At 58.2% G+C, this 25,253-nt stretch carries 22 protein-coding genes; 8 read left to right on the top strand and 14 right to left on the bottom strand.

Features of this window, described 5'->3' with window-relative positions; genetic code table 11:
- Positions 1–7: 7 nt before the first annotated feature.
- Together Q1A00_RS11175 and Q1A00_RS11170 are read right to left on the bottom strand one after the other, a co-directional pair.
- Complete coding sequence (locus tag Q1A00_RS11175; RefSeq protein WP_298490611.1) at positions 8–1,567, bottom strand: amidase; 1,560 nt, start codon at positions 1,565–1,567, stop codon at positions 8–10.
- Between the two features lie 149 nt (positions 1,568–1,716).
- On the bottom strand, positions 1,717–4,623 hold the full coding sequence (locus Q1A00_RS11170; RefSeq protein WP_298408743.1) for an insulinase family protein: 2,907 nt from the start codon (positions 4,621–4,623) through the stop codon (positions 1,717–1,719).
- 67 nt (positions 4,624–4,690) lie between these two features.
- Between Q1A00_RS11170 and Q1A00_RS11165 the strand changes: the two genes are divergently transcribed.
- Complete coding sequence (locus Q1A00_RS11165) at positions 4,691–5,674, top strand: glycosyltransferase (protein WP_298408753.1); 984 nt, start codon at positions 4,691–4,693, stop codon at positions 5,672–5,674.
- Between the two features lie 34 nt (positions 5,675–5,708).
- Here the strand turns inward: Q1A00_RS11165 and Q1A00_RS11160 are convergent, their stop codons facing one another.
- The 3 genes from Q1A00_RS11160 to Q1A00_RS11150 form a co-directional block, all read right to left on the bottom strand.
- Positions 5,709–6,059 carry a hypothetical protein gene (locus Q1A00_RS11160; RefSeq protein ID WP_298408759.1) on the bottom strand — a complete coding sequence of 117 codons (351 nt, stop codon included), beginning with the start codon at positions 6,057–6,059 and terminating at the stop codon, positions 5,709–5,711.
- Complete coding sequence (locus Q1A00_RS11155) at positions 6,056–6,559, bottom strand: DUF4405 domain-containing protein (RefSeq protein ID WP_299756803.1); 504 nt, start codon at positions 6,557–6,559, stop codon at positions 6,056–6,058. Before Q1A00_RS11155 ends, Q1A00_RS11160 begins: the two co-directional genes overlap by 4 nt.
- Before the next feature lie 512 nt (positions 6,560–7,071).
- Positions 7,072–7,266, bottom strand: coding sequence for a DUF2892 domain-containing protein (locus Q1A00_RS11150; RefSeq protein WP_298408764.1), 195 nt, complete (start codon positions 7,264–7,266; stop codon positions 7,072–7,074).
- A 269-nt stretch (positions 7,267–7,535) separates the two neighbouring features.
- Here Q1A00_RS11150 and Q1A00_RS11145 point away from each other — a divergent pair, with 269 nt between their 5' ends.
- A complete protein-coding gene (locus tag Q1A00_RS11145) occupies positions 7,536–8,681 on the top strand; it encodes a glycosyltransferase (RefSeq protein WP_298490610.1) in 1,146 nt (381 codons plus the stop codon).
- Positions 8,682–8,694: 13 nt separating this feature from the next.
- Here Q1A00_RS11145 and Q1A00_RS11140 read toward each other — a convergent pair whose 3' ends face one another.
- From Q1A00_RS11140 to Q1A00_RS11130, 3 genes are all read right to left on the bottom strand, one after another.
- Entirely contained in the window at positions 8,695–9,792 is a 1,098-nt protein-coding gene (locus tag Q1A00_RS11140; protein ID WP_298408771.1) for an STAS domain-containing protein, read from the bottom strand.
- A 65-nt stretch (positions 9,793–9,857) separates the two neighbouring features.
- Positions 9,858–10,763, bottom strand: coding sequence for an alpha/beta hydrolase (locus Q1A00_RS11135; RefSeq protein WP_298408773.1), 906 nt, complete (start codon positions 10,761–10,763; stop codon positions 9,858–9,860).
- Positions 10,764–10,848: 85 nt separating this feature from the next.
- Positions 10,849–12,108, bottom strand: a complete 1,260-nt coding sequence (locus Q1A00_RS11130) for an MFS transporter (RefSeq protein WP_298408774.1) — start codon at positions 12,106–12,108, stop codon at positions 10,849–10,851.
- A 389-nt stretch (positions 12,109–12,497) separates the two neighbouring features.
- On the opposite strand from Q1A00_RS11130, the gene Q1A00_RS11125 reads away from it, so the two are divergent.
- A complete protein-coding gene (locus Q1A00_RS11125; protein WP_298408783.1) occupies positions 12,498–12,983 on the top strand; it encodes a nitroreductase/quinone reductase family protein in 486 nt (161 codons plus the stop codon).
- Here the strand turns inward: Q1A00_RS11125 and Q1A00_RS11120 are convergent.
- Positions 12,967–15,231, bottom strand: coding sequence for an ABC transporter permease subunit (locus tag Q1A00_RS11120; RefSeq protein WP_298408786.1), 2,265 nt, complete (start codon positions 15,229–15,231; stop codon positions 12,967–12,969). The two genes, Q1A00_RS11125 and Q1A00_RS11120, sit on opposite strands and share 17 nt — an antisense overlap.
- 5 nt (positions 15,232–15,236) lie before the next feature.
- Positions 15,237–16,184: an ABC transporter ATP-binding protein gene (locus tag Q1A00_RS11115; RefSeq protein ID WP_298408788.1), complete on the bottom strand. Its 948-nt coding sequence runs from the start codon at positions 16,182–16,184 to the stop codon at positions 15,237–15,239.
- Positions 16,185–16,351: 167 nt separating this feature from the next.
- On the opposite strand from Q1A00_RS11115, the gene Q1A00_RS11110 reads away from it, so the two are divergent.
- Both Q1A00_RS11110 and Q1A00_RS11105 read left to right on the top strand, forming a co-directional pair.
- Positions 16,352–16,639, top strand: coding sequence for a hypothetical protein (locus Q1A00_RS11110; RefSeq protein ID WP_298408789.1), 288 nt, complete (start codon positions 16,352–16,354; stop codon positions 16,637–16,639).
- 158 nt (positions 16,640–16,797) lie between these two features.
- Complete coding sequence (locus Q1A00_RS11105; RefSeq protein ID WP_299756796.1) at positions 16,798–17,061, top strand: hypothetical protein; 264 nt, start codon at positions 16,798–16,800, stop codon at positions 17,059–17,061.
- 56 nt (positions 17,062–17,117) lie between these two features.
- Here Q1A00_RS11105 and glnA read toward each other — a convergent pair whose 3' ends face one another.
- Complete coding sequence (gene glnA, locus Q1A00_RS11100) at positions 17,118–18,539, bottom strand: type I glutamate--ammonia ligase (protein WP_298408796.1); 1,422 nt, start codon at positions 18,537–18,539, stop codon at positions 17,118–17,120.
- A 593-nt stretch (positions 18,540–19,132) separates the two neighbouring features.
- On the opposite strand from glnA, the gene Q1A00_RS11095 reads away from it, so the two are divergent.
- From Q1A00_RS11095 to Q1A00_RS11085, 3 genes are all read left to right on the top strand, one after another.
- On the top strand, positions 19,133–20,218 hold the full coding sequence (locus tag Q1A00_RS11095) for an inositol-3-phosphate synthase (protein ID WP_299756793.1): 1,086 nt from the start codon (positions 19,133–19,135) through the stop codon (positions 20,216–20,218).
- 168 nt (positions 20,219–20,386) lie between these two features.
- On the top strand, positions 20,387–21,451 hold the full coding sequence (locus Q1A00_RS11090) for a glycosyltransferase family 2 protein (RefSeq protein ID WP_298408803.1): 1,065 nt from the start codon (positions 20,387–20,389) through the stop codon (positions 21,449–21,451).
- Positions 21,452–21,483: 32 nt separating this feature from the next.
- Positions 21,484–22,236 carry an aldolase/citrate lyase family protein gene (locus tag Q1A00_RS11085; RefSeq protein ID WP_298408805.1) on the top strand — a complete coding sequence of 251 codons (753 nt, stop codon included), beginning with the start codon at positions 21,484–21,486 and terminating at the stop codon, positions 22,234–22,236.
- A gap of 83 nt (positions 22,237–22,319) precedes the next feature.
- Here Q1A00_RS11085 and Q1A00_RS11080 read toward each other — a convergent pair whose 3' ends face one another.
- The 3 genes from Q1A00_RS11080 to Q1A00_RS11070 form a co-directional block, all read right to left on the bottom strand.
- On the bottom strand, positions 22,320–22,949 hold the full coding sequence (locus Q1A00_RS11080; protein ID WP_299756789.1) for a GNAT family N-acetyltransferase: 630 nt from the start codon (positions 22,947–22,949) through the stop codon (positions 22,320–22,322).
- A 200-nt stretch (positions 22,950–23,149) separates the two neighbouring features.
- Positions 23,150–23,929, bottom strand: coding sequence for an enoyl-CoA hydratase-related protein (locus Q1A00_RS11075; RefSeq protein ID WP_298408827.1), 780 nt, complete (start codon positions 23,927–23,929; stop codon positions 23,150–23,152).
- A 163-nt stretch (positions 23,930–24,092) separates the two neighbouring features.
- Positions 24,093–25,058, bottom strand: a complete 966-nt coding sequence (locus tag Q1A00_RS11070; protein WP_299756786.1) for a MoxR family ATPase — start codon at positions 25,056–25,058, stop codon at positions 24,093–24,095.
- Between the last annotated feature and the right edge of the window lie 195 nt (positions 25,059–25,253).

The raw sequence follows: 25,253 nt of genomic DNA, 5'->3' as shown, positions 1-25,253 counted from the left end.
TATACCACTACTCGTCCCCTTCAATCCGCTCACGGTAAGCGGGTGGCTGGCGAAAGCGAGTCGCTTGCTCGAAGGAATACGCTAACCGGATCAGCATCGGTTCCGACCACGCCCCACCGATGAAGTTGATGCTCACCGGCAATCCAAACGCCCTCCCAGCCGGCATCGTCACCATTGGGTAGCCGGCCCGCGCTGGTAATGAGCTACTACCGCCAAGGTAGCGGTCGCCGCCAATCAGATCGATCGGCCATGCTAACCCGGTCGCCGGCGCTACGAGAGCATCGAGCTGCTGTTCATAGAGCACCGTATCCAGCGCCTTCCGCGCCTCATCGCGGCTAGCCACCAGCGCCTGTTGGTAAGCCGGATCGCCGAGATCACCCACTGCCATCGCTTGCAACAACAGCTCTTGGCCGAAGAAGCGCAATTCGCGCTCAGCATGCTGTTCGTTAAAGGCAATCAATTCAGCCAACGAACGCGGCGCCAGTGTGGTTGCTTGCGGATCAGGGATGCGCTCGGCGAGATACCGGTTCAACGTCGCCTTGAACTCGTAGAGCAGCACCGTTAGCTCAGCTTCACTGAACGCCAGTACCTCTTCCGATAGCTTCACCGGGTCAACGATATGCGCCCCAGCATCGCGCATTGCTGCCAACGCATAGTCAAAGGCCCGTTCGACATGGCGACCAAAGCAGGCAAAGCGATCGCTGCGCACCACCCCAATCCGCGCCCCGCGTAATGCATCGGCTTGCAAGCAGGTGCGGTAATCAGGGCGAACATGACCGGCTGCGGCTGCCGTTGCCGGATCACGCGGATCAGGCCCGGCGATGATGCCGAGTACGGTGGCAGCATCGGCGACGCAGCGGGCATGCGGGCCAACCGTATCCTGCGTAAAGCTGATCGGGATCACGCCGGCTCGGCTGGTTAGGCCGACAGTTGGCTTGATCCCTACCACACTACATAGCGCTGACGGACACGAGATCGAGCCGTCGGTTTCGGTACCGAGCGCGGCGACGCACATACTGGCCGCAACCGCAATTGCCGACCCCGAACTCGACCCACAAGGGCTGCGCGTGAGCACATACGGATTACGCGCCTGCCCACCGCGCGCACTCCATCCGCTCGACGACGCGGTGCTGCGGAAGTTGGCCCATTCGCTCATATTCGCTTTGCCCAAGATCACTGCTCCAGCCGCACGTAAGCGGGCCGCAACCGTCGCTTCCGCCGCCGGACGCGAGCCGAGCAGAGCAAGCGATCCAGCCGTCGTAGCCGTATCGTCAAGCGTGTCGATGTTGTCTTTGAGCAGAATTGGAATGCCGTGTAATGGGCCGCGCGGCCCACGTGTATCACGTTCAGTATCAAGCGCGATCGCCGTTTCGAGTGCCGACGGGCTGACCTCAATGACGGCATTGAGGCAAGGTCCTGACCGATTGAGGGCTTCGATCCGCTCGAGACAGGCCATCGTCAGCGCTTCAGCGCTGAGCGCACCACGCTCCATCGCTGTCTGGAGATCGGCAATCGTGGCCTCGTAAGCAATAGATCCGATCGAGCTGGTTGGATCGCTAGTCGGCATAGGTTCCTCCGTATGAGGGCAACAACCCTGTTGCTCCTTACCGCTCTGCTCTTTCCCACTAACGCAACATCTCTCAAGTAGAGACGTTGCAATGCAACGTCTCTACAATGCAACGTCTCTACACAGTCACAGGCATATCGCCAATCTACCTACAAGATTTTGATCGGAGTTAACAAACCGGGCCGTTCACGATTGGCCGCTTCGATTGCCTCGGCGGAACCTAAGACTGCCACCTGTCCGTGATCACGCAATGCCGCCGCTGCTTCGGCAAAAGCCACGAAATCAGCCGGCGTGGTTGCCAACACCTCATCGCGGATCTGCTGGCGATACTCATCGCTCACGCCCGTCAAGTAGCGCACCAGCGCCGTGTAGCCCTTGGCATCCGGCAACTGGTAGGCATCCATATCGCCGATCGTGCCGATAATCGCCCGTTCAACCGTCACCGGATCGAGCGCCGTCTCTTGCAGGAAGGCCGCCATCTCGTCATACACATCGAGCGTGCGCAAGAGGTTGGGATCACGGTACGAGGTTGTGATGAACAAGCCGGTGCTGCGGTCGTAGTTGCCGCCGGCGCCATACGCCCCTCCCTGAATGCGGATGCGGTCGAGCAGGTAGTCAATGCGCAGATGGCGCAGCACGACCATTGCTGCACCGCTTGGCCGAATACCTAGCGCGTGGAGATTAACCCCTTTTGCGACGTAGTTCACCTGTGCTGGGATGATCAATCCCTCGCCACCATCAACGCTCCGCACCGGCCAATGTACCGACGTGTAAGCGGCGTCTGGCAGCTCAGAGAGGAAGGCGGTCAGCATAGGCAACACAGCCTGCTGGTTATCGGCATCAAGGGTGAGATTCGCCACCAAGCCGCGTCGGTTGATCAGCGCTGCCCGCACCGCCTCGAGATCGGCCAGCACGCTCGGCCAGTCATGCTGCACCCGCTGCTCAAGTTCGCGCAGGAAGAAGATCGCAGAGACGCCACCCATCTGTTCGTCGGCCCACTCAGCCGGGGCAAAGCGGGCGGCGAGGCGCTGACGCGCATACGCATTTCCCGCCGGCACCAGTGATGATTCCTTGTTGGCGCGTGCGCGCAGCACGATCTGGCGGAAGCGTTCGCGGTTGTCGAGATTCACCGTCAGCAGAATCTCGCGCAACAGCCGCAACAGCTCGATCGTTTGGGCGACAGTGCTCTTGCCGCGCACGATCAGGCGCCCTACTGGTGCTGCGGTCACAATGTCGGTGGCCGTCATCGTGGCTGCATAAATACCACCGGTTTCCCGCCCGATCCGCTGCAATAAGCGTACAAAATCGGATGTCGCCGTACCCATCTCGGTCAAGGCGCGGGCAAAGAGCGGCACGTAGGGCAAGAGGTGTGACGGCAAGGCCCGCAGATCAAACGCGAGATCGAGGTAAACAATTCCGTTGGTAAACAAATTGTGGCGCAACAGACGCACCCCGCCCCGCTCGTCAATCTCGGTCGGGATGTGCTTGACAGCGCGGTCAAGATCGGCGAGGCGCAAGGTGGGGATGGCGGCAATTGCTTCCGGCGGATCAGGCATCTGCTGCCACTCGGCCAGCGCCTGCGTCTCGGCGATCAGCGCCGCACGCTTGGCGTCGTCGAGGGTCGCGGCGAAGGCGTCGATCCGAGCCTGCTCGGCTGCGGCCAAGCGCGCTGCGTGTTCAGGGTCGGGCCGCAGGGTCACGCGGGTGCGGTGTGGATTGTCGAGCAGCAGCTCGCGGATGAGGCGCTCGAAGAGGCGTTCGCCACTTGCCACCATCGTGCGCACTGCCGCCAACGGCGCCTCGAATCGTAACGGCGCAATCGGATCATCGTCGTAGAGCCACGTGCCCAGCGCGCGCAGCATCAGCACCAAGCCACGTGGGAAGCTGCCGGTGTTATTCTCGCGCAGACTGAACTCAAAGGTGTTGAATGCCGCCGCAATCGTCTCGGAATCGATCCCTTGCTCGGCGAGATCGGTCAGTGTGCGCAGGATGACCTCTTCAACCTGTGCGGCATTGGCCGGATCAATTCCCTTCATTCCTACCGAGAAGGTTTGCTGAAGCAAATCGCTCTCGTACCCGCCGACCACCTCTTCGCCCAACCCCGAGTCGATCAGCGCCTTACGCAACGGAGCCGCCGCGTTCCCCAACAGAATATAGCTCAGCAACTCGCGCGCCATCAACACTGTCGGGTCACGATTATCGTCAATCAACCAGTTGAGCATTACCATGCCCTTCTGGTTGTCGCCATCGGCGCTAAAGGTGTACTCAAACTCGCGCGGCGCGCTAAAACGGGTCTGTGGCTCGATGTGCGAAGGTGGATCGATCCGCTCAAACTGGCTAAGATACTCGTCGAGCTTGCGCAGCCGCTCTTCCGGCGGGTCGTCGCCGTAGAAGAAGATACGCGCGTTCGAAGGGTGGTAGAGCGTCTCGTGGAATCGCTTGAACGCCTCGTAGGTCAAATCGGGGATCACCTGCGGATCGCCACCCGACGAGTAGCCGTAGGTGGTGTCGGGGAAGAGCGACTGCTGAGAATAGCGGTAGAGCAGGCTATCAGGCGATGAATAGGCCCCCTTCATCTCGTTGTACACCACACCCTTGATGGTGAGCGGCGCATCAGGCGCCGGCAGCTCGAAGTGCCACCCCTCTTGCTTGAGCACTTCGGGCGTGATGCGCGGGAAGAAGACCGCGTCGAGATAGACATCAACCAGATTGTAGAAGTCTTTCAGGTTGGTGCTGGCTACCGGATAGGTCGTTTTATCCGGGTAGGTCATCGCGTTGAGGAAGGTATGCACCGATCCCTTCACCAAGGTGAAGAAGGGGTCTTTAACCGGATATTTGCGCGATCCGCAGAGCACTGAGTGTTCGAGAATGTGGGCAATGCCGGTTGAGTCGCGGGGCGGCGTGCGGAAGGTAATGCCAAAACATTTATTTTCGTCGTCGTTTTCTAACGAGAGGAGTTCAGCGCCAGTCTTAAGATGGCGATACAGGCGAGCGCGCGTATTAAGTTCGGGGATGAACTCATCACGCAGCAGCTCAAATCCGTGCAAGTTCGTCATGACAACCTCGTCTGGTACAATAGGTACGGAGAGACTTATTGAATATTGTACCAGAAGCCTTTGCGCAATGACGAGCGAACATCAATCGGTTTCGATCATCTGCACAGTGCGCGATGAAGCTGATAATATCGCCGCGCTGATTGATTCAATGCTGGCCCAAACCCGCGCCGCCGACGAGATTGTGATCAATGATTGCCAGAGCGTTGATGAAACGCCGGCCATCGTCGCCGCTTACGCTGCACGCTACCCGCAGATTAAATTGGTGCGCGGTGGGCACAACATCTCGTCGGGCCGCAACAACGCCATTCGTCATGCCCGTGGCCCGATTATCGCGAGTACTGACGCCGGGCTAACCCTCGATCCGCATTGGCTAGCGCGCATCGTAGCCCCCATCGAGGCAGGAGAAGCCGATCTGGTTGGCGGCTTTTTCCACCCCACTCCCCGCTCACTCTTTGCATTGGCGCTCGGTGAAACCAATTATCGCCGCAGCAGTGAGATCGATCCGGCAACCTTCCTCCCTTTCGGCAAATCAATGGCTTTTCGGAAAGAGGTTTGGGAAGCTGTTGGCGGGTTCCCCGAATGGGCCAGCCACTGCGAAGACCTGCTGTTTGATCTAGCGGTTGAGCGCGCTGGCTTTCGCCGCGTCTTCACCCCAGAAGCGGTGGTCCATTTCGCGCCGCGATCCACGTTACGTGCCTTCATTCGCCAGTACTATTTCTATGCCCGCGGCGACGGGCGGGCCGGGTTGTGGCCCAAACGCCATGCTTTGCGCTATGCGGTGTATCTTGCGCTCAGCGGTCTGTTGGGAATCGCGATCAGCCAGCCGCACCTGCGTGCGCTGGTGGGGGCGCTGGTTGGGTTGGGGGTGGCCGCCTACACCCACGCCCCCTATCGCCGGCTCTGGCCCAAGTTGCGCGGGAGACCGTTCGGCGAACGGCTAGCCGCGCTGGTGTTGGTACCACTGATCAGGCTGGCAGGTGATACAGCCAAAATGATTGGCTATCCAGTTGGGGTCTGCGAGCGCCGCAAACGTCATGCCTCTGCGAAATGATAACGGGGCGATGCCTTGCATCGCCCCGCGCCGTTTATGAAGTGACTGCGGCTTGGCGTTGGCGATGTTTGAACAGCCTGATGAGCCGGTCAATGATCACGACAACGATCGTGATAAGACCGATCTTGATCAACGCCTCGCCCAACTCACCGGCGTTCGCCAATGACGGCGCTTCGTTGATACGATGCTCGCCGCGACCGGCCAATGCGCCGTTTTCCCGCTCGCCGCTAAAGATGACCGCACTGCGCTCGCGCCCGCGACCCCCCTCTTCACGCGCCGCCACCTGCGTCACCGGTAGCAGATGGTTCACTCGCAGCCAGTTGAACCCCATCGCCACCAATACTGCCACACCAACAATGATCAAGATGCGTCCGAGTGTTTTCATTGCCGCACCTCCTCTAGCTGCGCCACCGCCGGTTGGCGAGTCGGTTTGCGCAACGGCCAGATCCGGCGGAACATACCTACAATCCAACTCCAGTGAATCGCGACGTGCAAACCGAGAATGATCACCGTCAGATCCGACGCCTGCCGGTGAAGGATTTCGAGCGTGCGATCGCGCGGCAGCGTGATCCCGAACAATGGCAACGCTTCACGCGACATCAGCACGCCGGTAGCAACCGTGATGGTAAAGGCGAGGAACAGCAGCGCATTGAGTAGATAGTTCAAACGCGACCGCCATATTGTCTTGGCAAACAGCCGCTTGCCGATGGTAACGATCCATTGCCAGTGCAGCAGCAAATGGGTGATGATCATCCCAGCCAACGCCAAACTCAACCACTCGTGGATAGCTAGCCCGCTGAAGCTGGGGGCAGTAGTGATGAGAAAGGCGATGAACATAACACTGTCAATCAGCAAATGGTTCCAGTTTTGGGGTCGTTGTTTCATAGGATCCTCCTGCCAAACTCGCTCTTCCTACACTCAGTGTAAGAAGCAGATATGAAGAAGTTGTGGAGGGGCCTTGGTGAAGATGATGAATATCTTGCCTATGAACAAGTATCATGGGCGAGTGGTTCTTTCGCGCCAATCTGTGTACGCAGACCTTCTGCGCTGAACGCATGCAACGCTCCATGGCCGGCTAATATAGGCTTGGAGCGGTCTATGTGCGCTCAGCAGCGGCTTGAGTTCGCTTTGGTACGTTCATACGCTCACCGGTTATCCACATCGCACAAAAAAGAGCGCTCCCCAAAAGCCTGCGAGCAGCCTCTTATGTACTGGGGCAAAAAACCGGAGCGAGACCAAAGGTGTCTCGCTCCGGTTTACGATAATTTTCCTAATCGGCGATGAGCGTTGGATCTATGCCAGCCATCTAATCTCTGCGCATCGGTAGCATGCAGTGTACGCCGCAGCGCGTTGTGCTGCTCCCCTCCGTACCCCGCTGCTTCCGTGGGAAGATTGTTTTAGCGCGTCTTAATCCCAAAGGGCAGATACAGCGGGCAGAAACCGATCGCGCTAGTGGCCAGAAACACCACCGCCAGAATGCCACCAATCCATGCCAACGCCCCGCTTAGCACACCGGTGACAATCATCAATCCGAGCAAGAGCGCAATCACCACCCGCGCAATCCGATCAACGTTTCCCATATTCGGAGTCATTATCCCACCTCCTCGTACCGTTGTTCTTATCATGCCTACTTCTCTGTTATAGCAGATTCATCCGCTTTGATCAGTGACAAAGTCACATTGCTGAGCATGGGTGCGACCATCTCATCGAGACTATTGCTTCAAGCCAACGCTGCGGTCTAGTCAACCCCTTACAAGGCTGGGGCCAGTCGAGCAGCACACTATCCATTGCCCAGAATCTGTCTAATCGTCTCTTGTTTGTGGTATTGTATGCCAGTACGTGCAGCTATGGAGAGCATCAGATGCGGATTTTGTTCATCACTGGCGAATATCCACCACAACCGGGAGGTGTCGGTGACTACACCCAACGATTGGCCCAGACGCTTGCGTCCACTGGGTATGAGGTTATGACGCTGACTGCAGCGCAGGGCCGTTGGCGACTATGGCAGGCTACGAGCAGCGGCGACAAAGCACTGCCAACACCACGGAACGGGGCAAGTTGGCGGCTACTTGCCGCCGTTCGACTGGTCAAGATCGTGCGCCGATTACGACCTACGTGGTGCCATATCCAGTACCAGACTGGTGCCTACAACTTACAGATCGGCGTGAATATGCTGCCGCTATTGCTACGTCGGACAGGCATTACAACCGCTATCACGTATCACGACTTGCTGCCACCGTACCTCTTCCCCAAAGCTGGGCCAGTGCGCAATTGGGTAACATTGCTACCGGCACGCTCGGCCACGGCAGTTGTAGTCACCAACCCTGAAGACGAAGCCACCCTGCGCGCTGCCGGTATTCAACCTCGTCTCATCCCGATTGGCGCCAATATTGAACCATCGCTCCCACCGGATTACGATCGCGATGCGTGGCGCACATGCCTCGGTGTGACTGCCAACGAAGCGCTCATTGGCTATTTTGGCCTGTTGTCACCGGGCAAGGGGATCGATCTGCTCATCGACGTGGTCGCCAGTCAACCAGATTGGCACCTGCTGATTATCGGTGGCGGCGCTACCTCGCCGACCGATCGCACTTACGCCGATTCGGTGCAGCAACGCCTTACAATGACCGGTCTGCGCCATCGGGTGATCGTCACCGGTCACGTCACCGCGACGCAGGTCTCGGCCTACCTGAGCGCCTGCGATGTGATCGCGCTACCGTTCCGCGACGGTGCATCGTTGCGGCGCGGCAGCCTCTTGGCGGCGCTTGCGCATGGCTGCGTCATCGTTACCACACCGCCTGCTTCGGCAGCTACCGCCGCCGCTCTGACCGGGGCAGTGCAATTTGCTGCCGCCCAACCTGATGCCTTTACTGCTGCGATCAGCGCTTTGCTGGATAACCCGGCCGCGCGCACTCGCCTCGGTGAAGCGGCTCGTGCCGTCGCCCGTCGGTTTGATTGGCAACTGATTGCAGCAGCCCATAGCGAGATGTATCAGGCGTTGAGATAGCAGGCGACTTCGTCTACATCGAAGAAGGTGTACTTCCACGCATCACTGCATCACGTAAATCGCGCGCAACACTCATGTCATGCAATTCGATGCCCAGCCCGATAATGGTCTGTGCCACCTCAGGACTAACCCCGATCAATGTCAGCCGCGCCCCTAACAACCGCACACTACGCGCTAGCGCAACGAGGCTGTGAGCCGCCGCTTGATCAACGAAGGGCACCCCGGTGATATCAACCAACAACGATCGCGCCCGCTGTTGTTCGATCGCGTGCAGAGCGCGCTGCTGAGCCAATGCCAGCCGTTCGCCATCGAGCATACCGATCAGCGGCATGACTAGCGTATCATCACGAACTGCTAAAATCGGCACGCTCAAGTCACGAATTTCACGCCGTTGTCGCTCATTTTCGGCCAACGCCGCAGCTAACGCTGCCTGTCGTTGCTCACTCTCTGCTAACGCTGCTTGCAAAGCCGCAGTGCGCTCGGCGACGCGTATTTCAAGCGCCTGATTCGCTTCAACCAACTGTTGCGCTAAACCCTCAGCCTTCATTTGCGCTGTCGCAGCAACCTCGATCGCCCGCTGCACGCTGCGCGTCCCTATGCTAGCAATCAAGCCGCAAACCACCGTTAGCAAGATGCCGACAACAACGATCTCACCAGCTGAAGGCGCTACTTGCGGCCGCATCGAGACCCCGAACCATTGGCTGACCATCCCGACAATGCCAGCCCCAGCCGCAAACACAACGTGGCTCTCGCGGCCAATGACCGCAGCCGTTACCACAGCAACGACCGCAAAGATCGGTACAAGCCCTATCTGACCGGTACCAAAGGGAATCACCGCAAAACTGACCACAAGGATAATGATCAAGCCTATAGTGGCCTGATCTACCCATCCGAGTCGAGCAACTACGATGATAGCTACAACAAGAGCAAGACCGAATAGGTTAGCGATTAATTGCGGTAAGGGATCAGGCTGAATGAGGACTAAGGGGATCGACAGTACCGACATCACAACTAACACCACCCCAATGATCAGCAGATTTCTGCCTCGCCGTTGCAGTTCGGCGTCAGAGGTGGGTACGGCGAGAAACCAGTTCCATAGTGATGAGAGCATATACTGCCATATCGGGTACGGAAGTCTATGTTTCTGCCGGTATTGTAGCACATTGAATCAACGTATCAAATGTACAGGCTGCTCGCTTCATCGGCGAGAAAAGATCGTACCAATCTCAGGACCTCTGCCGGCCTTTGTTCAGGAAACCAATGCGGATTATCGGTCAGATGCACAACGCAGTCAGGACGCTGCCGCAACGCTTGTTCAAACCCAGCGGTAGCGGCAATCCGGTCAAGTGGGCTACGGATGAAGAGCACTGGGAAGCGAATATCGGTGAATGGTGGTTGTTGTCCATAACCGGCCAGTCGCCACGGCAACCGAGCCAACGTCAACGGCCAGTCCCAGTAATGAAAGCTGTCATAGGCAGCCTTATCTGCATCTGGGGCGCGATAGCCGCCGGCTATCAGTGCCGCTGCGGTAAGGAATCGCGCTGGCGGCAGATAATACGGCAAGCCAAACAACACCCCATACAACCACCACAATGCCCCTACCCCGTGTTCGCCAACATCGTAGCGGAATGACGATCCAACTGACAACGCGACCATCCGCTCGATAGGGAGATCGGGCCGTTGCCGTACCCGCATCCACGTAAAGGTCGCCCCCCAATTATGGGCAATAATCGTCACTTTGTCGGTTGGGCTAGCCGCAATTACCACATCGATGAGCGCCGCTACTTCACGCGCCAATCGCCCGTGCCACAGATCGTGCAATGACGGCCAATTTGGATTGGTGCGCCGGTTCGGTAACACGATGGCATAGATACTCCGTCCACGCAACCAATCCTGCTCACGTTCGGCTGGTGTGATGTAAGCGTCGTACATCTGCTCGGAGTCGGGAAATCCGTGCAGCAAGAGCAACGGACTACGCCGACTGGCCGGTTCGTGATGAATACGTCTCAGCCGGCAGCGTAGTTGCCGCGCCGGTGGCCGGTGGAGCGCATCCCAAAAAGTTGGAAACGGTGATGGTGGCATAAAGCGCAGCTAACTCCTTTCCTAACTGAATGATATTCATCATTCCGAGCCAAGAGCGCAACCCGGGTCGCCTACTCCTCAACCCTCAATCAGTTCCCGCCGCCAATTGGCGGGTCTGCTGTCCCCACCACATAGCCGCGCTTAGCGGCGCTAAACTGAGCGTAGCGCCAATCAGACAGAGGATCAGATAGCCAAATCCGGCCAAAATAAACCCGCTACTCAGACTACCAAACGCCGATCCTAGATTGACCAGCAGATCACTCGCCCCCTGCACCGCACCGCGTTCGGCAGGGGTAATAGCGTCGGCCAACAATGACGATCCGGCGATGTAGCAAAAGTTCCATCCCAATCCCACCAAAAACAACCCCAAGGCCAGCCACGGCGTCAGCAGCGACGCCGGCGCAATCAGCGCCCCTGCAATCAACATCAGCGCGCCGAGAACGATGGTCAATGAACGGCCAAGCCGATCAGCGATCCGGCCGGTGAACATTGACAGCCCAAACATGCCAAAGGTGTGAGCGCCGATCACCAGCGAAATACTGTCAAGGCCATGGGCATGGTGGCTCATGTGGAGTGAGGTGACACTCATCACTAACACCATGACAACCTGACCAAGCACCATGCTCACCAACCCCGCCCGCACTAGCGGCAGGCGCAAGATGGCGCGCAGCGAGCGCGCCGGCACGGCTAGGGTGGGCGAGGATGTGGTCGCCTGTGCCGCCACCCGCAACGCTAGCACGCGCGGATCAGGACGTAAACCGAGAAACATGATCAGCGCCGCTAGTGCGAACAATAGTGCGCCGCCAAACATTGGCCCGGTGAGTTCGGGCAATCCGCTCGCCGCCGCGAACTGGCCCAACGGCCCTACTAACAACGGCCCCCCCACCGCACCAATCGTCCCCGCAAAGACAATCGTGCTGATCGCACCCGCCCGTCGATCGGGCAGCACCGCATCAGCCGCCGCGTAACGGCTCTGGTCAATAATCCCGCGCGCCATCCCAACCAGAAATAGCCCGCCTAAGAAGAGCAAAAATGAGTGGCTGAGCACGGCGATCCCATCGACCAGCATCCCTGCCAAACCCAACAACATACCGGTGATAAGGCCGGGCCGGCGGCCAAACCGCTGCATCGCCCTGCCAGCAGGATAGGCCGACAGCGCCGCGCCGGCGAGCATCAGCGTTGCCGGTAAGCCAGCCAGCGCGTCATTCCCGCTCAGTCGAGCGCCGGCAATTGCATTCACCGCAATGTTCGCGATAACCGCAGCCGATGCTAAACTCTGCGTCACAAATAAAGCGCCGATAATCCGGCGCATGGCAGCGGCGTGGTCGAAAGCGATCTCAGACATGAACGGATCTCCGTGCGTGGGTTGCAGCGAGAATCGGTACTGCTCTGTATCATAACAGATTTTTGTCTTATCAAGTAATCACAGCACTCAAACGGTAGCCGCCAAAAACAGGTTGGCATAGCGGTTGTTGTGTCTATGCACAGTCCGCTCGGCCATATCAGCAAATTATAGCGGTCAAAAGCCCCAAAAAGCTCAACTCATGGCATCATTGCATATTGTAGGGGCGCGGCACGCCGCCCCCTTCCGGGGGGCAAAAGTCTCAAAAAGCTCAACCTCATGGCATCATGGTGTGGCATACGTATCTGCCAACTCATAGCCCATACAAGAGACAGATCGATCGTTCGTCTCTCCTAACATTCGCCATCTCTGTATTTTCTCAGCGAGTCACTATGCGTCTCTTTCGCCGTTTCCAACTGATCATCGCCCATCTTTCGGCCACTCGTCCCGGCGCATGGTTTGTGCGCACCTGTGTCCAGCCCCTCGACCGCCTCGTGCTCCAACTGACCGGTGGGCGGATGGGGATTGTTTCGTTCGTCTACCCAACACTTACTCTGATCACCACCGGCGCACGCAGCGGCGCGCAACGGCGCACACCGTTGCTCTTCTTGCCTGACGGCAATCGGATTGTGCTGGTGGCATCGAACTTTGGCCGTAATCGCCATCCCGACTGGTATTACAACATGCGTGCTAATCCGCAGGTACAGGTGAACATCTACGGTCACACCTTTACCTGTTGGGCGCGCGAAGCCACCGGCATCGAATATCTCGAACTGTGGGAACGGGCTGTGCGCTACTATCCCGGCTTTGTCGCCTATGCCCGCCGGGCCGGGCGGACAATACCGATCATGGTGCTCGATATTAATACGCCCACATAATGACGAGCGGCGTAAGCAATCCTTCGATGAGCGCCGCCACCAACACCAACGGCACAATCAGCAGTAGCCAGACCTTCGTCGCTTGGGCGATTGCCCAAAGTAGGTTCTCGCCCACGGTAAACTCTCCCGGCGCGGTGAGCAATGCGGCACCCATGCGCAAGCCTAACGCGGCGCTGAGCAAAAACGTGGGCAGCTCGATGATGCCGTGCGGCAACAGATACGCAACAAGGAAGGTCAACGGACTATCAAGCCCGACCCCGCCGCGTTCGATCAGCCGCCCACAGACATAGCCAATCTGAGCAAAGACCGTCGCCGGCACGAGGAAGGGAAATACGCCAAGACTGAACGGCGCGAGTAGATTAGAGAGGACTGATACCCGTATGTTGTTGAGAAACACAAACAGTGCCAACCACAGCGATGGCGCTGGGCCGGTCGCAATCTGATCAAGCATCCGCTCGACTGGCGGCAACACCCACGTTGCTGCCTTCCCAAAACCAAAAACACTTCCCCCCACTGCGGCCAACCCACTGACCGCCAATGGTAAACGTAATTCGCGCAGCAACGCTGGTAGCTCGTAACGATAGAAGCGTTTCGGCGAAAACGGCAACCCAGCGTAGGCATAAAGCGGCGTCCCCGCCGGGTGGTACTCGTTGAAGAAGCAGCGAAAGACCGACCAGAGCCGGCGTAAGCCCATCTCTTCACGGCTGCGCGAAAAGATCGCAGCGCGCTGAAAGGTTTGCAACCCGCTCCGTAAAAAGGCCATCGCCACGACCACTAACGCGAGCATCGCCAGCCAGATGACATCAAACCGGCGGGCAATGAAGTAAGGCGCTTGAATTTGCAACAGCACCGTCGTCGGCAACAAAATCCCCGACGCAAGCAGCGACGCCTCGCGTATACTGCCGGCGTGGATCGAGAGACTCACTGCGCCGGTTACCAGCACGACCGCTACAGTAATGGTGAGCAATCCCATTTGTCCCAGCAAAGCTAGTGACATTCCATCGGCATACATGGCGGGAAAATTTACCGCCACCAGCCCGTAGAAGAGGTACTGGGTGATGAGAGCAGTGACCAGCGGAATCAGCAACGTACCGACCAACTTGCCAAGAAAAAGTTGGCGATCTGAAATGGGCGCTGCACAGAGCGCTTCAAGCGTATTGCGTTCACGCTCCCCTACAAACGACTCAAGCGCCGCCACCAGCGCAAAGCTAATCGGCACAAAGCCGGCCAGCACGCCGCCAAACGGAATCAGCGGCGCAAGCGTCAACGGGTCGTCGAGCTGAGGAGAGATCGCGTAAATCGCTGCGGTCAAGCCGGTAGGCATCAAAACGGCTAGAAAACTCAGCAACCCTACCGAACGCCAGTCACGGGTAATCTCTATCAACTCACGTCGGGCAACGATCCAGATCGATCCACCACCAAACCACTCGATCTGACGGCGCGTTCGTGCACGTTGCCCAAACCAAGGTCGTCGAATCTGCTCGCGGGCCAGCAGCTCTTCGCGACTAAACGAGCGCATCCCGATTTGCACCAATAGCAACACGAGCACGCTTAGACCCAACCAGATTGCCAGTACCACCTCCCACCGATCGCTGACAATGAAAAATGCAATGAGTTGCACGACCAGCGCCATCGGCACCAAAATCAGGCTCGACAGCAGACTTGCCGCGCGAACAGTTATGACATGTGACGAGATGATCACTGCGCCACTCACCATTACTAGCGCCATCGTAACGACCAATGCCAGCAACAGCAACAGCCGCAGCGGTTGAAGCGCGACAGCGGCCACATCTGAGGCAAACAGTTGCAAGAGCATGCCAAACACCAACTGGCTGAGTAAGGCACCGAGCAGTGGCAGCGCCAGCGCCGCCGTCAGTTTGGCGAGGTACAGTTGGCGATCGCCAAGCGGCATCGCCAGCAACGTTTCGAGCGTATTGCGCTCGCGTTCGCCAGCAAATGACTCGAGCGCAAGAATCAGCGAGAAGCCGGCTGGCAAAAATCCCACCAACAGAATGGCAAACGGAATAATCTGAATTGCCAGATCAACTTGGCCGACAAAACGAATGAGCACCAATGCCGCTGCTGCCACCAGCGCCGGCAGCGCGAGGGAAAGCAGAGCAATTGGCGTCAGTAAGCGCCAATCGGTCAACGTATCACGCAACTCGCGCCGGGTAATGATCCACCACGCCGGCAACGCGCGCGAGGGAGAGCTGATGGTAGTAGGCTGGGAGAGTGAGAATCGTTTCATGACTATCACCTGCTCTTTCCCGTCGGTGCTGCTTCATCCTCGGCCACAATCCGCAGGTAGAGGTCTTCCAACCGGCGTGGTTGTTCAGAAAGGCTATACACCTCAATCCCCGCCTCAATGAGCCGGTTCAAGATCACCGGATTCAGCAACTGCGGCTCGGCGGTCTGCCACACTAACCGGTTATTGCCCACCGCCTCTGCCGCCACCAGATGACGCGCGATTGCCAATGCTCGGTCTTGATCGACTGGCCGGGCCAAGGTCAGTTCAAAAGCCGGATCGCCGAGCAATTGACGGCTCAGTTCGGCGAAGGGGCCAGCAGCGATAATCTGGCCACCGCGAATAATCGCGATTCGGTCTGCCAACTCTTCCGCTTCACTGAGATTGTGGGTGGTGAGCAGAATACTACGCTTCGCACCGCGTAACTCGCCGATCGCATCGCGCACCGTGCGTGCGCTCTGCGGATCCATGGCGGTCGTTGGTTCATCGAGGAACAGCACCGGCGGATCGTGGATCATCGCGCGGATGAGCGCCATCTTTTGCCGCATGCCCTTGGAAAAACTCTCTAAGTTGCGGTCACGCACTTCCCACAGGCCAAATTGGCGCAAGAGCGCTTCACTGCGCTGGCGACACTGAGTGGGGTCAAGGCCAAGCAGCGCGCCAAAAAAGGCCAAATACTCAAGCGCCGCCATGCGTCCGTACAAACCGGGATACTCGGTTAACAACCCAACCATCCCGCGCACCCGTTGCGCCTCGCGCACCACATCATAGCCGCAGATCCGCGCTTGCCCGCTGCTCGGCGGCAAAATCGCCGCCAGCATCCGCACCGTGGTCGTCTTGCCAGCGCCATTTGGCCCTAAGAGGGCAACCAGTTCACCCGGTTCGACGACTAGATTGAGGTCGCGCACGGCGACAAAATCACCGAATTGCTTGCTCAAATGGATGGCTTCGATCATATTGGGCCTAGTGTCGATACAAAATAAATAGCGTGCGTTGCGCACGTAGGTATTGTATACCGGTTTCATTACCAACCGGTAGGCGCATACCGATGTTCGCCCCTACCGTGGATGGTGTAACTTAGGTATACTTCATAGAGACCCTATCACTTCATTAGGAGCATCACATGGACGAACCGCAGCGCAGCAATGACTCAGATATGGGCAACCAACTGACCTATTGGAGCATTGCCGGTATTACGGCACTCCTTTGCTTTGCGTGGCTGCTCACTGGCAGTTTGGTGCTGACGCTGATCATCATTGTGCTTGGGTTGCTCCACCTAGCGCAGTTCTTCCCCGACGCCGAAGCCATTGTGCGCGCCGATCCGATCCTGCTCGCGCTGCGCCGGTTCTCGCTCCTAATCGTGCTGTTTATTACCGTGATCGCGATTGCTATCCGTTACATTCGGTTGTGAAATTTAGACGTTTTGCACAAATCATGCAGCGTTTCAGTTGTTGAAACCATCCAATTCCTCTGCTATGATGCGAACAGAAAGCCATCGCATGTGATGGTTGCCGCTAGTTTCAGCGGAGAGCTAGCCGGTGGTTGCAATGCAGCAGCACGGAGGAAGCGATGGAAGTGCAAGGTGTCTTAATTAGCTTGATTGGGTGGGCAGCGACGGCAGTGCTGGCGCTGGGAACGCCGCGGCTGTCGGTCATCGAACAGCGGGCCGTCATCGTCTGTAGCTGGCTAGTGTGGATGATACCCGGTTTTGGGTCGTTTGTGCGCAGTGGCGCTATCACAATTGATGCTGCCGCACTCTATATTGGGGTCTCGACAGTGCTGTTGGGCGTATTGCTGCTCATCGGCATGCGCGGACGCAAGCGCGCGCGGTAGGGTAGTAGTGGCACAGCGCCGCCGTGCCCGCAGGCACAGCGGCGTTACCGAATCAATTATGCATCGTAGTACATCATGAACTCATACGGGTGCGGGCGCAACGCCAACCCAACTGCCTCTTTGCGCTTGGTCTCGATGTAGGCTTCGAGCAGGTCGGTGGTAAACACGCCGCCCTTAAGCAGGAATTCGTGATCCTGCTCGAGCGCATCGAGCGCCTCGTTGAGCGAGCTGGGGGTACCGCGAATATCGGCCTTCTCTTCCGGCGACAGCTCGTAGATGTCCACATCAAGCGGCGGCGGTGGCTCGATCTTGTTCTGGATGCCGTCGAGGCCGGCCATCATCATTGCCGCAAAGGCCAGATAGGGGTTGCACATGGCATCCGGCGCGCGGAATTCGATCCGGCGGGCCTTCGGCGATGAGCTGTAGGTCGGGATGCGGATGGCCGCCGAGCGGTTGCGCATCGAGTAGACGAGGTTGATCGGGGCCTCGAAGCCGGGCACTAGCCGCCGGTAGCTGTTGGTGGTCGGCGCACAGATCGCCAGCAAGGCCGGCGCATGCTTCAGAATACCGCCAATGTAGTATTGCGCCGTCTTCGACAGCAGCGCGTACTGCGTCTCGTCAAAGAAGAGCGGCTCGCCATCCTTCCACAAGCTCTGGTGGGTGTGCATACCCGACCCGTTGTCGCCGAAGATCGGCTTGGGCATAAACGTTGCGCTGTAGCCGTGGGCGCGGGCCACGTTGCGCACAATGTACTTGTACTTCTGCACCTTGTCGGCCATGTTGACCAGCGAGTCAAACCGCATATCGATCTCGCACTGGCCGGCAGTCGCAACCTCGTGGTGGTGCAGCTCAATCTCGATCCCGATTTCCATCATCTTCAGGATCATCTCCGAGCGGATGTCCTGCAAGGTGTCGGTCGGCGGCACCGGGAAGTAGCCCTCTTTGTGGCGGATGCGGTAGCCCTTGTTGCCCCCCGGCACTTCCGCCCCCGTGTTCCACACCGCTTCGGGGCTGTCAATGTAGTAGAACCCCTGATTGGCGCTCTGGCCAAACCGCACGTCGCTAAAGAGGAAGAATTCCGCTTCCGGCCCAAAGTAAGCGGTGTCAGCAATGCCGGTTGACTTCAGATACGCCTCAGCCTTCTTCGCCACTGTGCGCGGGTCACGGCTGTAGGACTGGCGCGTGATCGGGTCAATGATGTCACAGATCAGCACCAGCGTCGGTACACTGAGGGTCGGATCGATGAAGGCAGTCGAAGGATCCGGCACCATCAACATATCGCTCTCGTTGATTGCCTGAAAGCCCTTGATCGATGAGCCATCGAAGCCTAACCCCTCACGGATCATATCTTCGGTCAACCGCGAGGCCGGCAGTGAATAGTGCTGCCACCCGCCGAAGAGATCGGTAAAGCGCGTGTCAACAATTTGAATTCCTTTGGCTTTGATCAGCTCAATAACGCCCTTCGCATCCATTGCCATGAGAACCTACTCCTTACAGTACAAGCACGAACGCGGTCCGCCAGAACGAACATGGTCCTGAAACAGGCAACGACGCCGCGGCACATTGGCGACCGGCGGCGTCGTATGCTCCCTCTCGGCTTCTATCACATGGGGGGGCAGACAGAGCGCAACGCGTGAGGCAGGCAGCAAACCCGGTGAGGCTTTTTCTTCAATGCAACGCGACATCGCAGCATCGAAACGATCATAGTCAAACCGGGCCACGTCGGTGTTGGCCATTGCGCCTACACAGGCAGCGTGCAACATCTGCACCTATCAGTAGTCTAACCAGTTGCCATCTCTCGCGCTACGGTGAGAGGGTACAATCCTTTCGGCAATCGGATTGGACAGTTTGTCTAATGGTTAGATCTTATACATTAACAACATCCTCACAAGCCAAGGAAATCGCTTTGGACGGCAGACCCACGACATCGCCGCGGCTCCGCACTCACACAATGAACCTATGACCTACCCATTTTACAAAGCGGCGCGACAGGGGTACAATGGCAAGCCGATCCACGCCGCCACGCTGCGGCTGTTGCCTCAAGATACAGTGGTGAAAGGATAGAAGCGCTGTGAGTAAGAAGATTCGGGTTGCGATTATTGGCGTTGGCAATTGCGCCTCTTCATTAGTACAAGGAGTGCATTACTACCGCAATGCCCGCGATGGCGATGACATCCCCGGCTTGATGCACGTCAATCTCGGCGGCTACCACATCGGCGACATTGAGTTTTCGGCGGCGTTCGACATTGCCGATACTAAGGTCGATCGCGATCTGGCCGAGGCGATCTTCGCCGAGCCGAACAATACCTATCGCTTTGCCGACGTGCCCAAGCTGGGGGTGCCCGTCTCGCGTGGCATGACCCACGACGGCATCGGTAAGTATCTCAGCACGGTCATCCGTAAATCCAAGCGCGATACTGACGATATTGTGCGGATTCTGCGCGAGACTGGCACCGATGTAGTAGTCAATTTTCTCCCGGTCGGCAGCGAGATGGCAACGAAATGGTACGTCGAGCAGGTACTTGATGCCGGCTGTGCCTTTATTAACTGCATTCCAGTGTTTATCGCCAGCCAAGAGTATTGGCGGCGGCGGTTTGAAGAGAAGGGGTTGCCAATCATCGGCGACGATATCAAGAGCCAAGTCGGCGCGACCATTACCCATCGCGTGCTGACTACCCTCTTCAAAGAGCGCGGCGTGCGCCTTGACCGCACCTATCAGTTGAATTTTGGCGGCAACACCGACTTTCTCAATATGCTCGAACGCGAGCGGCTCGAGAGCAAGAAGATTAGCAAGACCAACGCGGTTACGTCACAGTTGGGTTACGAGCTGCCGGCAGAGAATGTTCACGTTGGGCCGAGCGACTACGTGCCGTGGCTAGGTGATCGCAAGTGGTGCTATATTCGCATGGAAGGCACCACCTTTGGCGATGTGCCGCTCAATCTCGAACTGAAGCTGGAAGTGTGGGATTCGCCCAATTCGGCGGGCGTGGTGATCGACGCGATCCGCTGTGCTAAGCTGGCACTTGATCGCGGGATCGGCGGCGCGCTGTACGGGCCAAGCAGCTACTTTATGAAGACGCCGCCGCGCCAGTTTACCGACTATGAGGCGCGCGATCTCACCGAGCGCTTCATCCGCGGCGAGGCCGGCGCGAAGTAAGGAACGCAAAGGCGCGAAGTTTGGTACAACGCAAAGACAAAAAGAGTTTCGGATATGAGCCAAGCGCTGGTACAGCGGTTGATGACATCCTTCGCACCTTGGCGTCTTTGCGTTGAACACTTTTCGCGCCTTGGCGTAAGCGTGTGATCGACACACCACAGGACGGGCATGAAACTGATTGTACAGATTCCAGCCCTCAACGAACGTGATACCATTGCCGACGTCATTCGCGCCATCCCCCGCCACATCCCCGGCGTGGATCAGGTTGAGGTATTGATCATCGACGATGGCTGCACCGATGACACGGTCGCAGTTGCCCTCGCTACCGGCGCCGATCATGTCGTGCGCCATACTGCCAATAAGGGGTTGGCAACCGCCTACCAAACCGGCATCGACACTGCGCTGCGCCTCGGCGCTGACATTATTGTCAATACTGACGCTGACAACCAATACCCCGGCAGTGAGATTCCGCGTTTGATTGCCCCAATCCTCGCCGGTAAGGCCGATATTGTGATCGGCGACCGGCAGGTACATCAGATCGAGCACTTTTCGCCGCTGAAAAAGGCGCTGCAACACGTCGGCAGCGCGGTGGTGCGTTGGGCCTCAGAAACCAACGTCCCCGATACTGTCTCTGGTTTCCGCGCTCTCTCACGCGAAGCCGCCCTCCGTACCTTTGTCACCTCAGATTTCTCGTACACGGTCGAAAACCTGATCCAAGCCGGCAAGCGTCGGCTGACCATCGCTACCGTGCCGATTACTACCAATCCGGTTAAGCGGCCATCGCGTTTGCACCGTGGCAACTGGAACTTTATTAAGCGACAGGCAGCGATCATTGCCCGTACCTACACCACCTACGAACCGCTCAAGGTCTTTAGCTACATCGCGATGTTCTTTGCGGTTCCCGGTATTCTTTTGCTCGGTCGGGCAGCGTTTATCTTTATCGGACGCCGATTGAACATTTTGTCGGCGACCAATGATCAATCGCTGCTGGTGGGGAGCGTACTGGTCCTCATGGCGTTGATCATCTTCCTAATCGGGTTGCTCGCCGACCGCGTCGGCGGCTTGCGTCGGCTGCAAGAAGAGATTCTGTACCGCACGCGCGTCAATCTCGTCGAGCAAGAAGAGTGGCGGCGCACGATCAGCGTCCGCCTCAACCGGATCGAGCGGGCTTTGGGGATAGATGAAGAGCACACCGAGTCAGTAGCCAACGACACATCACGTACAAGCGGCTAGCAATGCCTTTCCGCGATCACACGGAGCAAGCTATGATTGACAGCATTCGTCAGCAATGGGCCGCCGGCGCCGTCGTGTACAATGCGTGGCTGACCATCCCGAGTCCGTGGAGCGCCGAACTCCTCGCCGCTGCCGGCTTTCCATCGCTGACCATTGATTTGCAACACGGCCTGATCGACGATCCAACCGCATTGCAAATCCTGCACACGATCGATCAGCGCCGCTGCCCGGTCTTCGTGCGGTTGGCGTGGAACGAACCGGCTGCAATTATGCGCGCGCTCGACCGCGGCGCATCTGGGATTATTGCGCCGCTCATAAACGGCCCCGACGATGTGCGCGCCTTAGTAGCCGCCTGCCGTTTCCCACCGGAAGGCATGCGCAGCTATGGCCCGGTGCGGGTAGGGGTAGCGCACGGTGTGGCCGAACCGGCTGCAGTGGCACGACTGCCGGTGATTATGCCGATGATCGAGACGGCAACAGCACTGGAACAGCTTGAGGCGATTGCTGACGTACCCGGCATCGATGGCCTCTATGTTGGGCCGGCTGATCTGAGCCTGAGCCTTGGTTTGCCGATACCGGTTGATTTTGGCGCACCATCTTTCCGCGAAGCATTGCAGCGTATTACCGCCGTCTGCCAACAGCACGGGCTGGCTGCGGGCATCTACGCCACCCCCGAAATCGCTGCCGATCTAGCTACACTCGGCTTCAACTTTATGACCATTGTCAACGACGGGGATTTGATAATGAAAGGAGCCATCGCCGCGTTACGGGCAGTGGCGCCGTAAGCAGGCTGCCGGGCATTGTTTATGAGGAGGAGGGGGTAGGCAAGCAGCAGGGACGCGCATCGAGGAACGTGCGCTATGTGCCACTACAGGGAAACAACATCTTTTTCCATGACGAGACTGGGCCAACCCAACCGGGCGCGCCATCCTTCTAACCGCCACACTTCGCGATAGCCTAACCGGTGATAAAAGCGCTGCGCGCCGGTATTGCTCGCCAGCACCTGCAACCGGGCGCGGGCCAAGCCGCAAGCACGGATGCGATCTTCCAGCGCGGCGATCAATACCTGACCCGCGCCACGACCGCGCGCCGCCGCCGCCACTACCACACTGTGGATCAAAGCGCTCTGCGGATCGTCGTGTCGGTAAACGCCGAACAGGGTGCGAGAGACGGTAGCCGCTAATTGCAGCGTCGGCAACAGGCCAATCTCGCGCAGCGCCACTGCGATCGTGCCGCGCGGCGCGCGCTCAAACACCGGCGCGCCGGGGAATTGCACCATGCCAGTGCCAATCATCTGTTGCTGTTCATCACAAACCACATACCGATGAGCTAGAGCCGCCTCACCGTTGGCGCGCAGCGTATACGCTACCAACCGCTCTTGCCCTGACCGCGTACCACGCAGCGCACTAGGCAATTCGGCATGGTACAACTCCACAATCAGACGGGCTATATCCGGCACATCATTTATTGTAGCGGGACGAATCGTGAATGTTGGCATACGATGAACCTCTAAGCTTAGGCAAAGGTCGCAAAGGGGTTAACGTAAAGACGCCAAGAGCGCAAAGGTCGCAAAGATCATTGGAAGGATGGGCCGTAAGTATGGTTAGGGGTAAACACCCAAAAAACCTTAGCGTTCTCTGCGCACTTCGCACCTTTGTGTTATCAATTCTTCGCACCTTCGCCTCCTTTGCGTCTTGACTACCCCAGCGCCCACGGCGGTGACTGCCGTTCAAGGAAGGCTCGCAATCCGGCCTGCCCTTCCGGGCCGGTACGCGCCGCCGCGATCGCCTCAATCGCCAACCGACGCACCTCGGCGAGCGGCTCGCTACGCACGGCGCGCAGCAACTCCTTGCTGGCCGCAATTGCCTGCGGGCCGCCGCGCAGCAGATCGGCCACAACTCCATCAACCGCTACATCAAGCTGGTCTGCCGAAACCACTTCATGCACCAACCCAATCGCCAGCGCCCGCGCCGCCTTGATCCGCCTCCCGGTCACGAAAAGCGCACGGGCATGGCCGAAGCCGATCCGCCCCACTACAAAACGGGCAATCACCGCCGGCAACAACCCCAAACGCACTTCGGTCAAGCCAAACACTGCCTCCTCAGCAGCTACGACATAATCGGCGCAGCAGACTAATCCGACTCCGCCACCGAGCGCTGCACCGTGTACCCGTGCTACCACTGCCTGTGGTAAAGTATCGAGGGCCGTAAACATCGCATCGAGCCGGGTGGCATCAGCAAGATTCTCCTCATGCGAATACGCAAGGCTACTTTGCATCCAGTTCAAATCGGCACCTGCGCAGAACGAAGGCCCCTCTCCTTGCACCACCAGCACCCGCACCACCGGATCATGCCGCACCTCGTGGCAAACCTCGGTGATGCCGGCGATCACGTCCGGGTTAAAGGCATTGTGAACCGCCGGACGCTGCAGAGTCAGCGTAGCCACCGGCCCATCGCGGGTCAAGGTCAGCACTGCCATAGTGATACTCCTGTGTGCATGCAAATAAGGTTGGCTCAACGTGAAGAACTCAAAGAGTTTAACGCAAAGACACGAAGAACACCGAGAGAATTTAGGTATAGAGCACAAGGACGGTTGGGGATAGACGCCCAAAAACCGTTGCGATCGTTGCGCCCTTTGCGCCTCACTCAAGCGGCAATTCGACACTCGCTAGCACCTCAGCCAGAATATCCACTGCTGTGCGCCCGCGCAACGCCGCCGCCGGACGCACTAGCAAGCGATGACTCAGCACCGGCACAGCTAATGCTTTATAATCGTCAGGCAACACATAATCGCGCCCATCGAGCACGGCTCGCGCCTGACCCGCCCGAAACAGGGCCAAGGTCGCACGTGGACTCATCGCCAGCGCTAAATCAGGATGCGCGCGCAGCGCCTGCGCCACTTTCACCACATATTCGCGCAACGATGGCGCCACGCGCACCCCATACAATGACCGTTGCAACACCGGTACCTGTGCACCATCCACCACTGCCTCAATCCGGGTAATCGGATGCTCACCGGTCAGCATTGCCAACATTTGCACCTCTTCGTCCGGTGATGGATAGCCCAGCCGCACCTGCACCAAAAACCGGTCAAGCTGCGCCTCTGGTAACGGGAAGGTGCCCTCAAACTCGATTGGATTCTGCGTCGCCAAAACCAAAAACGGCTGCGGCAACTGGTGCGTCTCGCCATCAACACTCACCTGCCCCTCACCCATCGCCTCGAGCAAAGCGCTTTGCGTGCGCGGCGTCGCCCGATTAATCTCATCAACCAGCAACACATGGCTAAAGAGCGGGCCGGGTTGAAAGACAAACTGACCGGTCTGGGGACGGTACACACTCACCCCGGTCAAATCGTTCGGCAACAGATCGGGCGTACACTGCACCCGCCGGAAACTCAACCCCAACGACAACGCCAAGGCACGGGCCAACATCGTCTTCCCTACGCCGGGCACATCCTCGATCAACACATGCCCGCCGCACAGCAGCGCAATCAGGAGCAGGTCAATCGCCTCGGTCTTGCCAATGATCACCCGCGCCACATTCGCGCGCACCCGTTCGGCAAACTCGGCCAGCACGCGCAGATCGATTGAGGTTGGTGGTGTGGTCACGTGGGTACGGTACTGTTCGTCATCCGAAACAATGCGCGCAGATGACTTCTCTGCATCCTTGCTGTCATTATAGCCGAGATTGGCTCCAGCGCACCGGGCAAACAAAATTCTTTGACACTCGGTATCCCGCATTATCCCACACTATCCCACATTATCCCACATGGGGTGTTAGGAGTTTTTAGTACAGATGTTCTA

It is taken from the genome of uncultured Chloroflexus sp., from assembly GCF_938091255.1.
GTDB lineage: Bacteria > Chloroflexota > Chloroflexia > Chloroflexales > Chloroflexaceae > Chloroflexus.
This window is presented reverse-complemented; position numbering and strand designations above follow the sequence as displayed.

Coding starts and splice junctions, on each gene's coding strand:
- Q1A00_RS11175 (WP_298490611.1), bottom strand. CDS start 1,567: ATGCCGACTAGCGATCCAACCAGCTCGATCGGATCTATTGCTTACGAG.
- Q1A00_RS11170 (WP_298408743.1), bottom strand. CDS start 4,623: ATGACGAACTTGCACGGATTTGAGCTGCTGCGTGATGAGTTCATCCCC.
- Q1A00_RS11165 (WP_298408753.1), top strand. CDS start 4,691: ATGACGAGCGAACATCAATCGGTTTCGATCATCTGCACAGTGCGCGAT.
- Q1A00_RS11160 (WP_298408759.1), bottom strand. CDS start 6,059: ATGAAAACACTCGGACGCATCTTGATCATTGTTGGTGTGGCAGTATTG.
- Q1A00_RS11155 (WP_299756803.1), bottom strand. CDS start 6,559: ATGAAACAACGACCCCAAAACTGGAACCATTTGCTGATTGACAGTGTT.
- Q1A00_RS11150 (WP_298408764.1), bottom strand. CDS start 7,266: ATGACTCCGAATATGGGAAACGTTGATCGGATTGCGCGGGTGGTGATT.
- Q1A00_RS11145 (WP_298490610.1), top strand. CDS start 7,536: ATGCGGATTTTGTTCATCACTGGCGAATATCCACCACAACCGGGAGGT.
- Q1A00_RS11140 (WP_298408771.1), bottom strand. CDS start 9,792: ATGCTCTCATCACTATGGAACTGGTTTCTCGCCGTACCCACCTCTGAC.
- Q1A00_RS11135 (WP_298408773.1), bottom strand. CDS start 10,763: ATGCCACCATCACCGTTTCCAACTTTTTGGGATGCGCTCCACCGGCCA.
- Q1A00_RS11130 (WP_298408774.1), bottom strand. CDS start 12,108: ATGTCTGAGATCGCTTTCGACCACGCCGCTGCCATGCGCCGGATTATC.
- Q1A00_RS11125 (WP_298408783.1), top strand. CDS start 12,498: ATGCGTCTCTTTCGCCGTTTCCAACTGATCATCGCCCATCTTTCGGCC.
- Q1A00_RS11120 (WP_298408786.1), bottom strand. CDS start 15,231: ATGAAACGATTCTCACTCTCCCAGCCTACTACCATCAGCTCTCCCTCG.
- Q1A00_RS11115 (WP_298408788.1), bottom strand. CDS start 16,184: ATGATCGAAGCCATCCATTTGAGCAAGCAATTCGGTGATTTTGTCGCC.
- Q1A00_RS11110 (WP_298408789.1), top strand. CDS start 16,352: ATGGACGAACCGCAGCGCAGCAATGACTCAGATATGGGCAACCAACTG.
- Q1A00_RS11105 (WP_299756796.1), top strand. CDS start 16,798: ATGGAAGTGCAAGGTGTCTTAATTAGCTTGATTGGGTGGGCAGCGACG.
- glnA (WP_298408796.1), bottom strand. CDS start 18,539: ATGGCAATGGATGCGAAGGGCGTTATTGAGCTGATCAAAGCCAAAGGA.
- Q1A00_RS11090 (WP_298408803.1), top strand. CDS start 20,387: ATGAAACTGATTGTACAGATTCCAGCCCTCAACGAACGTGATACCATT.
- Q1A00_RS11085 (WP_298408805.1), top strand. CDS start 21,484: ATGATTGACAGCATTCGTCAGCAATGGGCCGCCGGCGCCGTCGTGTAC.
- Q1A00_RS11080 (WP_299756789.1), bottom strand. CDS start 22,949: ATGCCAACATTCACGATTCGTCCCGCTACAATAAATGATGTGCCGGAT.
- Q1A00_RS11075 (WP_298408827.1), bottom strand. CDS start 23,929: ATGGCAGTGCTGACCTTGACCCGCGATGGGCCGGTGGCTACGCTGACT.